This is a genomic window from Pseudomonas sp. Irchel s3b6 (assembly GCF_900187415.1).
Taxonomy (GTDB): domain Bacteria; phylum Pseudomonadota; class Gammaproteobacteria; order Pseudomonadales; family Pseudomonadaceae; genus Aquipseudomonas.
Genome location: NZ_FYDM01000001.1, coordinates 613,838 through 628,169 on the forward strand (window position 1 = coordinate 613,838; position 14,332 = coordinate 628,169).

The 14,332-nt window shown below is 59.3% G+C and carries 14 protein-coding genes; 12 read left to right on the plus strand and 2 right to left on the minus strand.

The window, feature by feature from the left end; translation table 11 throughout:
* Positions 1–59 precede the first annotated feature (59 nt).
* From CKW07_RS02940 to CKW07_RS25395, 9 genes are all read left to right on the plus strand, one after another.
* Positions 60–1,271: an LssY C-terminal domain-containing protein gene (locus CKW07_RS02940; protein WP_218192022.1), complete on the plus strand. Its 1,212-nt coding sequence runs from the start codon at positions 60–62 to the stop codon at positions 1,269–1,271.
* Positions 1,258–2,409, plus strand: coding sequence for a hypothetical protein (locus CKW07_RS02945; RefSeq protein ID WP_095143491.1), 1,152 nt, complete (start codon positions 1,258–1,260; stop codon positions 2,407–2,409). Before CKW07_RS02940 ends, CKW07_RS02945 begins: the two co-directional genes overlap by 14 nt.
* Before the next feature lie 259 nt (positions 2,410–2,668).
* Positions 2,669–3,364 carry a GAF domain-containing protein gene (locus tag CKW07_RS02950; protein ID WP_095143492.1) on the plus strand — a complete coding sequence of 232 codons (696 nt, stop codon included), beginning with the start codon at positions 2,669–2,671 and terminating at the stop codon, positions 3,362–3,364.
* A gap of 364 nt (positions 3,365–3,728) precedes the next feature.
* Positions 3,729–4,562 carry a DNA/RNA non-specific endonuclease gene (locus CKW07_RS02960; RefSeq protein ID WP_095143494.1) on the plus strand — a complete coding sequence of 278 codons (834 nt, stop codon included), beginning with the start codon at positions 3,729–3,731 and terminating at the stop codon, positions 4,560–4,562.
* A 758-nt stretch (positions 4,563–5,320) separates the two neighbouring features.
* A complete protein-coding gene (locus tag CKW07_RS02970; protein ID WP_095143495.1) occupies positions 5,321–5,956 on the plus strand; it encodes a lytic polysaccharide monooxygenase auxiliary activity family 9 protein in 636 nt (211 codons plus the stop codon).
* A gap of 47 nt (positions 5,957–6,003) precedes the next feature.
* A complete protein-coding gene (locus tag CKW07_RS02975; RefSeq protein ID WP_095143496.1) occupies positions 6,004–7,470 on the plus strand; it encodes a glycosyl hydrolase family 18 protein in 1,467 nt (488 codons plus the stop codon).
* A 150-nt stretch (positions 7,471–7,620) separates the two neighbouring features.
* On the plus strand, positions 7,621–7,815 hold the full coding sequence (locus tag CKW07_RS02980; protein ID WP_095143497.1) for a hypothetical protein: 195 nt from the start codon (positions 7,621–7,623) through the stop codon (positions 7,813–7,815).
* Between the two features lie 115 nt (positions 7,816–7,930).
* A complete protein-coding gene (locus CKW07_RS02985) occupies positions 7,931–8,398 on the plus strand; it encodes an anti-virulence regulator CigR family protein (RefSeq protein ID WP_095143498.1) in 468 nt (155 codons plus the stop codon).
* A 162-nt stretch (positions 8,399–8,560) separates the two neighbouring features.
* Entirely contained in the window at positions 8,561–9,070 is a 510-nt protein-coding gene (locus CKW07_RS25395; protein WP_256577006.1) for a hypothetical protein, read from the plus strand.
* 151 nt (positions 9,071–9,221) lie between these two features.
* Here the strand turns inward: CKW07_RS25395 and CKW07_RS02995 are convergent, their stop codons facing one another.
* Entirely contained in the window at positions 9,222–9,539 is a 318-nt protein-coding gene (locus tag CKW07_RS02995) for a DUF2388 domain-containing protein (RefSeq protein WP_095143500.1), read from the minus strand.
* 225 nt (positions 9,540–9,764) lie between these two features.
* Here CKW07_RS02995 and CKW07_RS03000 point away from each other — a divergent pair, with 225 nt between their 5' ends.
* Positions 9,765–10,805, plus strand: coding sequence for a sterol desaturase family protein (locus CKW07_RS03000; protein ID WP_095143501.1), 1,041 nt, complete (start codon positions 9,765–9,767; stop codon positions 10,803–10,805).
* 195 nt (positions 10,806–11,000) lie between these two features.
* Here CKW07_RS03000 and CKW07_RS03005 read toward each other — a convergent pair whose 3' ends face one another.
* Positions 11,001–11,351, minus strand: a complete 351-nt coding sequence (locus CKW07_RS03005) for a hypothetical protein (protein ID WP_095143611.1) — start codon at positions 11,349–11,351, stop codon at positions 11,001–11,003.
* A gap of 342 nt (positions 11,352–11,693) precedes the next feature.
* Between CKW07_RS03005 and CKW07_RS03010 the strand changes: the two genes are divergently transcribed.
* Together CKW07_RS03010 and CKW07_RS03015 are read left to right on the plus strand one after the other, a co-directional pair.
* Positions 11,694–13,070, plus strand: a complete 1,377-nt coding sequence (locus CKW07_RS03010; RefSeq protein ID WP_095143502.1) for a pyridoxal-phosphate dependent enzyme — start codon at positions 11,694–11,696, stop codon at positions 13,068–13,070.
* Positions 13,067–14,245 carry a cystathionine gamma-synthase gene (locus CKW07_RS03015; RefSeq protein ID WP_095143503.1) on the plus strand — a complete coding sequence of 393 codons (1,179 nt, stop codon included), beginning with the start codon at positions 13,067–13,069 and terminating at the stop codon, positions 14,243–14,245. Before CKW07_RS03010 ends, CKW07_RS03015 begins: the two co-directional genes overlap by 4 nt.
* The last annotated feature ends 87 nt before the right edge of the window (positions 14,246–14,332 follow it).

Below are 14,332 nucleotides of genomic sequence, written 5' to 3' on the forward strand. Positions count from 1 at the left end.
GCCGCTTGCCGTCGGCCCCACGCGCCACTCTGCGGTGTGCAATGCGCTGCTTGTGCACCATGAGTTGTGCAGCGATTCTTGCGCTCGTCGTTGCTTGTACGACCTGGCAGGCACCTGCCGATTTCAGTACTACCGAGTTGCGTGAACGTGCGCAGACGGCCACCAGGCACCAGGTGCGCGTCAGCGCCGCCGTGCTCAGTGCCGAAGACAGGCAGCGCATGCTGGGTGTGGAGTTGGACAAGACGCGCGTGCAGCCCGTGTGGGTCGAAGTCCAGAATCAGACTGCCGATCCACTCTTGTTGCTGCGACCGGGAACCGATCCCGACTATTTCTCGCCACTCGAAGTCGCCTGGTCCATGCACGGGATATTCGCCCCGGCAGCGAACGCGCGCATCAATGCACACTTGGACCAACTGGGGTTCAAGAATCCCGTCCTGCCAGGCGAAACGAAAGCGGGCGTGCTGTTCATCAACCCGGAGCGCGTTACGCGGCTGCTGAATATCGATCTGCTGCAGAGAAAGACGCTGATCCCGTTCTCCCTCTTCTTGCGGGTGCCGGACGATGCTGGGGAAAAATGGTTTGCCGAAGGCTTGTTCCAGCATCAGGGTTCCGAGATCAAGGACTATGACGATATGGCCGCGTTGCGTTCCGCGTTGGAGCGCCTTCCCTGCTGCGCCACTGACGCGAACGGCAGGGCGCACGGCGATCCGATCAATGCGATTCTCGTCGGCGAATTCGCCGATATCGCCGCCGCATTTGTGCGTCGCGGCTACCGGCGTGCCGCGCATCCCGCGGATGCGGCCGAACGTGTGTTCGGCCGCATGCCCGATGCCGTGGTTCGCAAGCGATCGCAAGCCGGAGCGCCGGCGACTTGGGTGCGTGTGTGGAACACGCCTATGCGCTTCGAAGGTCACTCAGTCTATCTCGCGCAGGTCGCAAGACCGACCGGCGGACGCTTTGCACCGCGCGATTCGGAAAACCTCGTCTTGCATGAGGATGTCGATGAGGCGAGAAATCTCCTGATTCAGGACATGATGTATTCGGCCGGTCTGGACAAGCTCGGGTTCGTCACCGGCGTCGGTCCCGCGTCCCAGGCACAATCGCGAACGACGTTCAGCGGCGCCCATTACTTCAGCGACGGTCTGCGTGCGGTCATGTTCTTTGCGCCGCGGCCGCTCAGCCTGTCGGAGGTGGAGATGCTCGATTGGGAAACGTATCTGGACCGGCGCGAATCGCCTGCACGCAAGGAGGTCGACGATGCCCGCAAGTGACCTGTTCGGCAGGCCGGATGACTCGGCTGGCCGTCTGTGCGGCGCCCACACATTGTTGTGCCGCGGTGGCATGGCATGGCTGATGATCGCTGGCTGCCATGCGCTCACCGCCTGCACATCTGCGCCGCTGATCGCCTACTCGACGGACACACCGCCGCTTGTGCTGGTACCAGCGTCACAGGCCGGCGTGCAGGACCAGCGGGCGCGCTTTCGCGAGATTTTCTGCTCGATCCTCGACACGCGAGCAAGCGTCCTGCCCGATAGCCGCCCTTGCGAGGAGGCACTGACGCGCGTCGGTAGCGAACCGGGTGGCACCGGCAAACCCGTCGATCTCGGTCAATCGAAACGCCGTCTGATCGGCGCTGTGGTGGCTGGCGTCGGCTACGAATGCTTCGAACAATGGCTGCAAGCGCCCGGCAGCGTAGCGATTCATCTCCGCCAGTTCGGATATGACCTGGTGCAGATCAAGGTCGACGCCTTATCGAGCTCCGCAAACAACGCTCGGCAAATACGCGACGCGATCATGGCGATGCCAGCCGAAGCCGGACCGCCGCGCCTCGTCCTGATCGGCTATTCGAAGGGCGCGCCCGACATTCTCGAAGCGATGGTCGCTTACCCGGAAGTCCGCGGCCGCGTGGCGGCAGTGATCAGCGCAGCCGGCTCGGTCGGCGGCTCGGCGCTGGCCAACGATGCCGAGCAGTACCAGGCGGACCTGTTGCGGCACTTTCCCGGTGCGACCTGCGATTCGGGCGACGGTGGCGCGATCAACAGCCTTCGACCCGCAACGCGCAAGAACTGGCTGGCGCAGAACCGGCTGCCGTCCGAACTGAACTACTATTCGCTCGTTACCTTCCCGCAGCCGGATCACATCTCGTTCGCGCTGAAATCGAGTTACAACAAGCTGGCGCGCATCGATGCCCGTAACGACAGCCAAGTGATCTTCTACGATCAAGTTGTGCCTGGCAGCACCCTGATGGGCTATATCAACGCCGATCATTGGGCATTGGCAGTGCCGATCGCCCGAACGCATTCGACCATCGCTTCACTATTGGTGACACAGAATGCCTATCCGCGCGAGGCGCTGGCGGAGGCGATGCTGCGCTTCGTCGAAGAGGATTTGGCGGCATCTTCGCGCTGATCCGCTCCCGCACGTATCGGCAGCTGGAAGCGTCAGGTTCTTCGCTTCGCTAAGAGCGCGGGCAGGGCAGGAGGCTGGATTGGCCCGTTGCAGCCGGCCAGACGGGTGACGGTGGACCAACTGATGGACCGCTTGCGGCAGATCTCCGGCGCGCAGTGCCTGCCCGACCGCTGAGCCGCCGCGGCTGACCACTGTACCGTCCGGCCCATCCGGGCGGCTCTATACTCAAACCAGATCGTGCATGAGTCGGAGGCTTACCATGCCAGCACCACGTTCCGTCAGCCCAGAGCATCCCCATCTCAACCGCGCGCTGCGCACCCTGAGTGGCTGCAACCGGGCACTGCTGCTCGTCGAAGACGAGGCGACCCTGCTTCAGGAGATCTGCCAGGTCATAGTCGAGCAGGCCGGTTACCGCATGGCCTGGGTCGGCCGCGCCGAGCACGACGAGGCGAAGGCCGTCACTCCGGTGGCCCATGCCGGGGTTGAACAGGCCTACGTCGATTCGCTGAACATCTCCTGGGCGGACAACGAACGCGGTCGTGCCGTCACCGGCACGGCGATCCGCCCCGGCCGCCTGAGTCTGGTGCGCAATCTGTTGACCGACCCCAAGACCCTGCCCTGGAGCGAGGGCGCGCGCAAACACGGCATCGCCTCGTTTCTATCGCTGCCGCTGCGGGTCGAGGGCGAGATCTTCGGTGCCCTCGGCATTGACGCGCCGGAACCCGATGCCTTCGGCGCCCAGGAAGAGGAGCTGCTGACCCAAGCCGCCGAGGACCTGGCGTTTGGCCTCCAGGCCCTGCGCACCAAGGCCAAGCGCGCCCAGGCCGAGCAAGAGACCCAACGCCTCAACCGCGCCCTGTCGACGCGGGTGGTGCCTACGAAACCAGGGGCGATTCAGTCTACGGTTAAAGCATCTAAGCCAAAAGTAATGAGGTGGTTATGCGTGAGGCTTTAGAAATAGATTTCGAAGGAAGGAGCTACAGAGTCACGTATTCAGTGGAGAACGGCATGATTAATGTCTCGGTAAACTCCGATTCTAGATGGGCTACGGTTGGGGTAACCCCACCAGAAGTCCTCGCCTGGATTATGGGGATCGAGTTGCTGGCGGACGCAAAGCGGAGGGGGGTATTGAACGGGTAAGGCCGATACGTGTTCATCATTACTATTGCCGTGGCCCCATGTAGATGAGCCAAGTAGAGCGGGCTGCTATCCGAAGCATTCCTGTGTCTCAGAGATGTTGCTATGCTCGCTCGGGGTTCGAAGTGTCGAACTTCCGATTGGTATTTTATTTAATTAGGTTCGTACTGGAGATGTAAGTGATGCAAAGGAAGGCAGAAGTTAAGTATTTGGCGCTACTGTTAATTCCGTTAATAGCGGCATGTACTACACCGGAGAGAACGCTAAGGACTGCAGGCATTCAGCTAGATCAAGGACTGGCGGTCGATAACTGCTCGGTAGGGTGTCCATCCGGAGGCAGTGCTCTAACCTTGAGCCGTGAGGCGTACACGCTGAACAACAATGGCTCAACCAAGTTTGCGAATTGGACGGCCTATAAAATCACAAAGGCCACCCCGGCCAGCGGGCGGCCTAGAAACTGGAGGACCGATCCAGATATTCCGGCCGGCGAGACGCTTGATCCAGTGGATTACAACGGTGCAAGCGTTGCGTTGAGTGTCGACCGTGGTCACCAGGCGAACTTGGCTTCTATGGGTGGCGTACGGGACTGGCAGACCCTGAACTATCTGTCGAATATCACACCGCAAAAGGCCGCTCTGAATCAGGGGGCATGGGCGCGATTGGAGGATCAGGAAAGAAAACTCAGCAAGGCTGTCGGCATTAACGAGGTGTACGTCATCACCGGGCCGCTGTATGAGAGGTTTGTCGGTTCGCTTCCAGGTACAAACAAAACTCATACCATCCCAAGTGGGTACTGGAAAATCATATTCATCGGCAGCACTCCGGCAGATGGCCTGTACGCATCGTTTGTGATGGATCAAGACACGCCGCGTACGGCCAACTATTGTGATTTTCAGGTGACCATTGACCAAATCGAAGAGCGGTCTGGTTTAACCGTTTGGAGTGGTCTGCCTCCAGATATTCAGGCAGACTTGAAGTCGAAGCCTGGGCAGTTACCGAAGAAAATCGGCTGTTAATTTGGATCGAACGATGGCAGTTGGTTTCAGGCCGCTACCTACCGTGTAGATGAGTCGAGCCAAGTAGGTGAGGGCGCTCAACGGACAAGCGCATTGAAGGTCTGGAGGCCGAAAAGGGCAAACTGTCCGGATAAGTCGACACCCTCAATGAAAAACTGAGCGAACTGGGTGGCCTGAAAGGCGAACTGGAAAAAGAACTGCTCTCCCTCAAGCGTCCTGACGGTGCCAAAGCAGCGAGCGGACACAAGGCTGCGTTCATGCAGTTCGTTCGCAAAGGCGCGGATACCGTGACCTGCAGGCCAAGGCCTTGTAAATCAGAGTAGAGGCTGATGGCGGCTATCCGTCAATTTACCGAGGCTCACAATGAGCATTCGGCCAAACCGCTCAAATGGAATAAAACGGCTGAGGCCATCATCGACTCGGTACATAAGGCAAAGCTGAGCGTGGTGAAAAATAAATTAATGGTTAACCGCTCAGTCCATTAGTCGACATTTTCATGCTGCCCATGCTTCTTGCTTGAGCGGTTTTGATTATATGAATATTTCGAAAAGTTATAGAAATATGTCAGTAGGGTCGTGCCATTTGATTCGTTTGTTTTTGGTGGGGAAGGTGAGGTTTTAGGGGGGGAGATTGCCTGGTTTGCGATTTATTGCTTTTGTAGTCGTATTTAGTTTCTTGTGGTGGACAATTTAAAACCTTGCGCTAGTCTGAGGGTTCGCCTCCTCGGAAGGAGGTCAATTAATCAAAGGAATGAACCAATGAATAAGCCAGAAACCAAGGCTCCGTTGAAACATGGTCGTGTGATTTCCCCTGCTAGCCGTACTGTTATTGCTACACAGGAAGGACTTATCCTTGACTGGCAAGCTAACGAAATGGAAGGCGGGAAGAACTTTCCGTCATTGATTGCTGGTCCATTTCCCCAGCCTTATGAGACGGATAATGTGAGCTTGGTACCGCCCGCGGATGGTTATATCCTCAGCGGTGGCAAGACCGATGCCCGCGATTGCGTTAACTTTACTAACGAAGAAATGAGTCAAAAGCTGAATCGCCCATTCACCTGGCCTTTGTTGAATGTCGATCCGGGTCAACTATTTCATGTCGAATGGGTATATCCCGTGCCTCACGTCACTCGGGGTTATAGCTGGTTCATTACCAAGGATGGCTGGGACCCGAAAAAACGGATTAGCCGTTCTCAGCTTGAGCCAACATCCTTCTGTGACGATTTTTATACTCAAGTTCCGTACTACAATTACTCCGACGAGTTGGTGCCTAAAGTTGAGCATGAAGTAAAACTTCCGGTGGGCAAGCAAGGCCATCATGTCATTGTCTTGCTTTGGATCGTTGCCAATACCGGCAATGCGTTTTATCAGGCGTTCGACGTGAACTTTAAATAATCGCGAGCCAGGTACGGCTCCTCGCACAGTTCTGAAGGAATAGAACAATGTCTAAGATTGATTTTTCATTGCTGAAGTCCCCAATAAATGATCCTGCGTCATTGATGCCGAGCATTGCCAATAAAAAAATCCTGATGGGGTTTTGGCATAACTGGGCGGCCGGTCATGGTGATGGCTATCAAGGTGGACAGTTTTCCAACCTGAATCTGGTGGATATACCCAAGGACTACAACGTTGTGGCTGTGGCTTTCATGAAAGGCCATGGAATTCCGACGTTTAAACCCTATAACTTCTCCGACGACGAGTTTCGCCGTCAGGTGGGCGTGCTGAACAGCCAGGGAAGGGCTGTATTGATCTCGTTGGGCGGTGCCGATGCTCATATCGAGTTGCACAAAGGGGATGAGCAGCCACTGGCCAACGAAATCATCCGCTTGGTTGAGGTCTACGGTTTCGACGGGTTGGATATCGACCTCGAGCAAAGCGCCATCGATTTTGCTGACAACAAGACGGTGCTGCCTGCAGCCTTGAAACTGGTGAAGGATCACTACAAAGGCGAAGGAAAGCACTTCATCATCAGCATGGCTCCTGAATTTCCGTATCTCAGGAGCGGCGGCAAGTACGTTGCTTACATTCAGGCGCTTGAGGGGTACTACGACTTCATCGCGCCTCAATACTACAACCAGGGTGGCGACGGGATTTGGGTTCAGGAGGCCAATGGCGGTCAAGGTGCATGGATTGCTCAAAACAATGATGCGATGAAAGAGGATTTCCTCTTCTACCTGACCGAAAGCCTAGTGACGGGTACTCGGGACTACATCGCCATTCCCTCGGAAAAATTCGTCATTGGCTTACCGGCCAACGTCGACGCTGCGGCCACTGGCTATGTGATTGATTCCGCGGCAGTGGTCAATGCGTTCAAGCGTCTTGAGGGTGCGGGCCATTCCATCAAGGGACTGATGACCTGGTCGGTCAACTGGGACGATGGCATCAGCAGGGACAATGTCCCTTACAACTGGGAGTTCTACAGTCGTTACGCCCCGTTGATTCACGGAGAACCAGGTATTGGTGATCGGCCAACGGCTCCCGCCAATCTGTCGTCCAGTAACGTGACCGAAACCAGCGTGACCTTGAGTTGGGGGGCTTCAGCTGGCCCTCGCCCGATCGAGGCATACACGCTGTACCGAAATGGAACTGAAGTCGGTCGTACGGCGATTTTAACGCTGAAGGATTCCGGTCTAACGCCAAACACTCAGTACAGCTACTTTGTCACGGCAACAGACTCCCTGGGGGAAGAATCGTTTCCAGGCAAGGGCCTGAGTGTTAGAACCGCTGGAGACATCACTGATCCAGAGTTCCCTGAGTGGCAGTTGAACCACCGGTATCGCAAGGAGGATGGTGTGATGTACGAAGGCAATAGGTACTTATGCCTGCAAGAGCACACATCGAACTCGGGCTGGACACCACCAGTCGCCTTTACCCTTTGGTCGAAAGTCGCAATCAGGCAGCGTGCTTAGAGCGGTAGGTGAAGCCCGGCAGTAATACCGGGCTTCATGAAAGGGTACTCCCACACCCTGCGAGGGCCACGCTTTCGCGGGGTGTTCTGTTTTTGTAACTCTATACTTTGTTCAGGGGTTTGGCTTGATGCCCAAGTGGAGGCGAACGCTATGAAATCCCCGATCACTGGCCTGCGCGTGGCCTGCGCCGTTTTTGCGCTGATGGCCGTGGCGCAACTGATGCGCCTGATTATTCGTCCTGAAATTTTCGTTGAGGGCTACCTCATGCCCCTGTGGCCGAGCGTGCTCGCCTTCATACTTCTGTGCGTGTTGAGCGTCTGGATGTGGTCGCTCGGTCACAAGTGATTGCCAATCGGATGCCCGCTGCTGTGTCCGGATGCGAGAATGGGCGAGACCATGGAACTAACACGGCCCATGGCGTCTACATTCCAGGGAGTATTCCCTTTCTGAGAGGACGGATATGTTCAGATCTCGCTCGTTGATTACAGCGGTTACATGCCTTGCGTTGGCCTGCGGTTCAGTCACCGCATCGGCCGACCCGAGTAACGGGAAGGGGCAAGGGAATGGCAAGGGCAATCCGCAATACAGCCAGGACTATGACAACCAAGGAGGCCATGGCAACAAAGGCAAACACTCAGGCGACGATTCGGACAATGGCCCGAGCATCAATCGCAGTGCCGTGCTTGGCATTATCGGGGGCTATCAGGACTACTGGAGTCCCGGGGCTTCCTTGCCACCCGGCATTCAAAAGAACCTGGCGCGAGGCAAGCCTCTACCGCCGGGGATTGCCAAGAAACTGGATGGCCGGTTGATCGGCAGGCTGCCTCACTATGATGGCTACGAATGGCAGCAAGCAGGGACCGACCTGATACTGGTCGCGCTCGCCACCGGGCTCATTTATGAAGTGCTCAACGGCGCTTTCGATTGACGGATTGGCTGACAAGCCTCATCCAGCTTGCGCATTGATGTCTCATGGGGCGGTGTGCCTGTTCGAGTCAGGGCTCACCACCTTCCGTCCGTCGCGGGGCTTGAACTGTCGGGGGCTTCAGGCGTCATACGTAACGCCATAACAACCCTCACGGAAGCTATCATGCTTTTAAAAAACAAGAGTCTCGTTGCTGTCATGTCATGCGCCCTGATGCTTGCAGCCGCCCCGTTACTCCCTGCTGACCTGTCCATCATGAACTCCGCCTACGCGAAAGAAGGTGGTGGTGGTGGTGGTGGTGGTGGTGGTGGTGGTGGTGGCGGAAACGGTGGTGGCCACGGCGGTGGTCACGGTGGCGGTACGGGTGGCGGTCACAGCGGTTCGGGTCATGCCGGTGGTTCCAGCAGCAATGGCCACGGTAAAGGACTGAGCAGCGATCATGCCGGCAAGGCCACTCGCGACCACGGTCTCAGCGGCAACCACTATGGCAGTGATCGCAATGATGATCGCGGCCACGGCACCACGACTTCAGGCATTGCCCAGTCCAAGGATACGCGCGGCGTCGCCAAGGCCACGGCAATTTCGGCGACGACGCCAGGCGATCACAACACCAAAGGGTTGAGTCATGCCGGGCCGTCGGATTCAAAGCCATCGGTTTCAAAGAAGTCCCATTGAGCGTAAAGGACTGAGCAAGCCGCTCTCCCGAGAGCCAGGCCTGCTCAGTCAGTCCGGCAGAAAGGCGCGGGCAGGTCACCCGGATCTCGTCTGACGTCCTTCAGTGAGCCTGCGCGGCACCTTTTCAGTTCTCTGCAAAGGTGTCGTGACGCTACTGGCCGGCCGGTTGTTCATTCCGTATGAGCAGCGCCCTGGCCAGGTCTTCATCGCTGGCCTTGAGGCCTGGATGATCCTGGCGAATCTGCCTGAGCACCGACTCCAGATAAACGCCCCGAATGGCGCCGTCACTGGCGACGAAGCTGGAAAGGTCATCGCGGGTGGGCGTCATGATCTTGTCGTCCTTGAACGTTGAGTACAGCGACGCGGAAACCCCGGCAGAGGTCGCGACATCGCTCGCGTCCACATCGGCCATGGCCGAACCCACGGGCAGGCAAAGCAATAGCGCAGGAATGAGCAGTAAGGAACGCATGGTGTGTCCTCCCAAAGCCTGTAGCCTGAAGGGGCCAGGCTCTTACTTTTATGAGGCGCGGTGCCCGCCGGGAGTTCCCCTCCTGAGCGTGAGTCGAGGCTGGACGGGGTTGAAGGGGGAGGGTAGTAACACAGGTTTCCCCAGGCACTCACGGCACCGGCTATAGGCCACCTTGCCAATACGAAATGATTTACAATGCCGTTCCTTTGATGGGGGCGGCTTTGCGTGGATGTTCTCGTTTTTCTGCATGACTACTTGAGCCGGTGGGTGCTTGAGCCGGTCGCCAAGCAGCTTTTCGGCCTGTTCGATCTCAATGGTCGCCTCGGTCTGGCATTCCTCTTCACGTCCTATGGCATCGCCTACAGCCTGTTCCTGCACCGCAAGCGGCGAGGACTGACCGATGCGCGCTCGTTCGTGCAGTTCATCGGCGGCCGTCGGGTGTATTTCCATCGTTCGGCCTTGCTCGATTACCGGTACTACTTCGTGCGGGCGATCCTGAAGGTTGCGCTGGTGCTGCCCATCGTGGGCCTGGTTGACCCCTACATCCTGCGCTCCGGGGACTACATCGGCTTTTTCACCCGCCTGTGGGGCGCGCGGGTGCAGGTGGGGGAGAACCTCGGGCTATCCCTGCTCTATGGGCTGGGGGTGTTTCTGCTCAAGGACTTCATCCATTACTGGGCCCATCGGGCGTTTCATTGCCGATGGTTGTGGGCGTTCCACAAGGTCCACCATTCGGCCCCCGTTCTGGTGCCAGCGACGGCAAGCCGGGTGCACTTCGTTGAAAAGATTGTCGAAAAGCTGAGCACTGCGGTTGTCCTTGGTGCCTATGCCGGTGTCTTCTGGTACGCCTGTGGCGGAGTCATCGGCCGCTATACCTTGTTCGGCGTGACCTACCTGGTGTTGATCCTCAATAGCCTGGCGGCCAACCTGCGTCACAGCCATGTCTGGCTTTCGTTCGGCCCTGTCGTCGAGCACGTGCTCAACAGCCCGGCCCAGCACCAGATTCACCACAGCGATGCGCGCCAGCACTTCAACAAGAACTTCGGTACTAACCTGTCACTCTGGGACTGGATGTTCGGCACGCTCTATGTCACCACCTCGACACCCGAGCCGGTCCGGTTCGGTACCGGGGCGCAGGATCACGAGCGGTACCTGACGGTCTACAGCCTGATCGTCACGCCCTTTGTGGACACGGCCCGCAGGCTGTTCCTGGCCAAACGTCCCAGGGTGCGTGCACCCGGAGCCTCAAAAACGCCCTCTGTGTAGTGGGCGACGGTGGTGGGCCGGGAATCCTGCCTGCGCCGCCAGGCTTTCACCGGCGCATAAAAAAGTCCGCGTTAGCGGACTTAAAGGGAGCTTTTCAAAGGAGTGGGAAGACTCTGCGCCCCAGGGTGTGATCGATTCGTGAAAAGGATGTCATGGAATTGCTAGAACGGCGTTCGCTGCAAAGGCCCGGAGGGTTCAACCGGGCATGCGTGCGGTGATTTCCCGATAAGTCTCGTCCTTCACCACCGCCAACAGCTTTTTACCGTCTTTGAGTGTTGCGATGAACGTGACTTCGGTATCTTTGCCCGCTATCAGGTACCCGGCCACAGCGCCTATCGGACCCAGAAGCACCGCCCCGGCGATTCCAAGACCGATGGCATCCCGGGTGTTCTTCACCGATTCCACACAGGCGGCTTCAAGGGTTTCAAAAGACGCGGCGGGGATCCTGACGGGACGACCGAGAAGCGTTTGCAGGGTAAAGACTCCCGATTGATAGCTGGCGTCGCCTGGCAGGAAGTCGCCAGCCAGCACGCTGATCGTTGCCATTGTTTTCGTCCTCTGGCAGCCGTGTGAACCCATCATTTCGTACCCATGAACGATGGGCGTCAACGTCATGACGATGAGCTGTAGCTCCGTTGGTCTTGCCGTGGCCGATAACGCAGGGAGAAGGGGCCTCGAGCTCATGCTCCGCGGCGAGGCAACTGGGCGACAACAGCCCATTGGCGGACGTCGTCGTTCACGTGCCCAGGCTACCGGCTGGCCGCGAGCGGTTGCGGGTGAGGCAATCCCGGCCTATGTTCCAAGCGATGCTTGGGCTGCGAGTGTCGCGTGATGACTCGCAGCAGGTTGCTGTCCATCCAGTGCGGGTTGCCGCAGCGAGGTGATGACATGCCGAACAATTCCCGTCCCGCCGTGCTCGAACTGATCGGCAATACGCCGCTGGTGCGTGTCAGTCGCTTCGATACCGGCCCGTGCACGCTGTTCCTCAAACTTGAATCACAGAACCCCGGCGGTTCGATCAAGGACCGCATCGGCCTGGCGATGATCGATGCCGCCGAGCGCGATGGCCGCTTGCGGCCTGGCGGCACCATTGTCGAGGCCACCGCCGGCAATACCGGCCTGGGTCTGGCCCTGGTGGGGCGCGCCAAGGGCTACCGGGTGGTGTTGGTGGTGCCGGACAAGATGTCCACCGAGAAGGTCCTGCACCTCAAGGCGATGGGCGCCGAGGTGCATATCACGCGCTCCGATGTCTGCAAGGGCCACCCGGATTACTACCAGGATGTCGCCGGGCGGTTGGCGCAGGAGATCCCCGATGCCTTCTTCGCCGATCAGTTCAATAATCCGGCCAACCCGCTGGCCCACGAGTGCAGCACCGCGCCCGAGATCTGGGCGCAGACCCAGCATGATGTGGATGCCATCGTCGTCGGCGTCGGATCGGCCGGCACGCTGACCGGGCTGACCCGCTTCTTTCGCCGCGTGCAGCCGAACCTGGCCATGGTGCTGGCCGATCCACTGGGCTCGGTGGTCGCCGAATACAGCCGCAGCGGCACCCTCGGTACCCCCGGTTCCTGGGCTGTGGAGGGCATCGGCGAAGACTTCATTCCGTCCATTGCCGACCTGTCCAGTGTGCGCCAGGCCTATTCGATCAGCGACGAGGAAAGCTTCGATCATGCCCGCCAATTGCTGCGCGCCGAAGGCATTCTCGGAGGCTCCTCGACCGGCACCTTGCTCGCGGCGGCACTGCGTTATTGCCGCGAGCAGACCGAGCCCAAGCGCGTGGTCAGTTTCGTCTGCGACACCGGCACCCGCTACCTGTCCAAGGTCTACAACGACCAGTGGATGAACGACCAGGGCCTGCTGCAGCGCAAGCATTACGGCGATCTGCGCGACCTGATTGCGCGCCGTTTCGAGGATGACCGAGTGATCAGCGTAGGCCCGGACGACACCTTGCTCACCGCTTTCCAGCGCATGCGCCTGGCGGACGTGTCACAACTGCCGGTGCTGGTCGGCGGGCAGCGGCTGGTCGGGGTGATCGACGAGTCCGACATTCTGCTGGGCGTGCACCAGGACGCTTCGCACTTTCGGATGCCCGTGGCCAGCGCCATGACCGACAAGGTGGAAACCCTGCCGCCGGGTGCCAGTCTGGCGGAACTGGAGGCCGAACTCGATCGTGGGCTGGTGGCGATCATCCAGGACGCCTCGGGTTTTCACGGCCTGATTACCCGGGTCGACATGCTCAATCACTTGCGGAGATCCCTTGCATGAGCCAGCACGATGAAACCGTCGAACCACGTGACTTTGCCACCCGGGTGATCCATGCCGGGCAGGTGCCGGACCCTTCCACCGGGGCGCTGATGCCGCCGATCTACGCCAACTCCACCTATGCGCAACAGAGTCCCGGGGTGCACAAGGGGCTCGACTACGGACGCTCGCACAACCCCACGCGCTGGGCGCTGGAGCGCTGTGTGGCGGACCTGGAAGGCGGGACCCGGGCCTTTGCCTTCGCCTCCGGGCTGGCGGCCATCGCCACCGTACTCGAACTGCTCGATGCCGGTGCGCATGTGGTCTCCGGCAACGACCTGTACGGCGGTACGTTCCGACTGTTCGAACGGGTGCGCCAACGCAGCGCCGGCCATCGTTTCAGCTTCGTCGACCTGACGGACCTGGCGACATTCGAAGCGGCGCTGCAGCCAGACACGCGGATGGTCTGGGTCGAGACACCGAGCAATCCCTTGCTGAGCCTCACCGACCTGGCCGCGGTTGCGCGCCTGTGTCGCGAGCGAGGCATTCTCTGTGTGGCCGACAACACCTTTGCCAGTCCGTGGATACAGCGGCCACTGGAGTTGGGTTTCGACATCGTGCTGCACTCGACCACCAAGTACCTGAACGGTCACTCCGACGTGATTGGCGGCATTGCAGTGGTCGGGCAGAACGCCGAACTGGCCGAGCGCCTGGGCTTTTTGCAGAACGCGGTGGGGGCGATCGCCGGGCCGTTCGATGCGTTTCTGACCTTGCGCGGGGTGAAGACCCTCGCACTGCGCATGGAGCGCCATTGCAGCAACGCGCTGGAACTGGCGCAATGGCTGGAGCGTCAGCCGCAGGTCGCGCGGGTCTATTACCCGGGCCTGCCCTCGCACCCGCAGCACGGGTTGGCCCAGCGGCAAATGCGCGGGTTCGGCGGAATGATTTCCCTGGACCTGAACAGCGACCTGGCCGGTGCCAAGCGTTTCCTCGAGGCGGTGCGGATCTTTGCCCTGGCCGAGAGCCTGGGCGGGGTGGAAAGCCTGATCGAGCACCCGGCGATCATGACCCACGCCAGCATCCCGGCGCAGACCCGCGCGCAACTCGGCATCGGCGATGCGCTGGTGCGTTTGTCCGTGGGGGTGGAAGCTGTCGAAGACCTGCGCGCCGACCTGGCCCAGGCGCTGGCGCGGATCTGAGCCCGTCGCCATGAACACTCCGGAACCCTTGGTAATGCGTTCTGTAGGAGCGAGCGCGCTCGCGATGGACGTTAACGATTACACGTA

What these genes read in the sequence shown, in the direction of transcription:
- CKW07_RS25395 (WP_256577006.1), top strand. Translation starts at nt 8,561, where the DNA reads ATGCTTTTAAAAAACAAGAGTCTCGTTGCTGTCATGTCATGCGCCCTG.
- CKW07_RS03015 (WP_095143503.1), top strand. Translation starts at nt 13,067, where the DNA reads ATGAGCCAGCACGATGAAACCGTCGAACCACGTGACTTTGCCACCCGG.
- CKW07_RS02980 (WP_095143497.1), top strand. Translation starts at nt 7,621, where the DNA reads ATGAAATCCCCGATCACTGGCCTGCGCGTGGCCTGCGCCGTTTTTGCG.
- CKW07_RS02960 (WP_095143494.1), top strand. Translation starts at nt 3,729, where the DNA reads ATGCAAAGGAAGGCAGAAGTTAAGTATTTGGCGCTACTGTTAATTCCG.
- CKW07_RS02945 (WP_095143491.1), top strand. Translation starts at nt 1,258, where the DNA reads ATGCCCGCAAGTGACCTGTTCGGCAGGCCGGATGACTCGGCTGGCCGT.
- CKW07_RS02985 (WP_095143498.1), top strand. Translation starts at nt 7,931, where the DNA reads ATGTTCAGATCTCGCTCGTTGATTACAGCGGTTACATGCCTTGCGTTG.
- CKW07_RS02975 (WP_095143496.1), top strand. Translation starts at nt 6,004, where the DNA reads ATGTCTAAGATTGATTTTTCATTGCTGAAGTCCCCAATAAATGATCCT.
- CKW07_RS02940 (WP_218192022.1), top strand. Translation starts at nt 60, where the DNA reads ATGAGTTGTGCAGCGATTCTTGCGCTCGTCGTTGCTTGTACGACCTGG.
- CKW07_RS02970 (WP_095143495.1), top strand. Translation starts at nt 5,321, where the DNA reads ATGAATAAGCCAGAAACCAAGGCTCCGTTGAAACATGGTCGTGTGATT.
- CKW07_RS02995 (WP_095143500.1), bottom strand. Translation starts at nt 9,539, where the DNA reads ATGCGTTCCTTACTGCTCATTCCTGCGCTATTGCTTTGCCTGCCCGTG.
- CKW07_RS02950 (WP_095143492.1), top strand. Translation starts at nt 2,669, where the DNA reads ATGCCAGCACCACGTTCCGTCAGCCCAGAGCATCCCCATCTCAACCGC.
- CKW07_RS03010 (WP_095143502.1), top strand. Translation starts at nt 11,694, where the DNA reads ATGCCGAACAATTCCCGTCCCGCCGTGCTCGAACTGATCGGCAATACG.
- CKW07_RS03005 (WP_095143611.1), bottom strand. Translation starts at nt 11,351, where the DNA reads ATGGCAACGATCAGCGTGCTGGCTGGCGACTTCCTGCCAGGCGACGCC.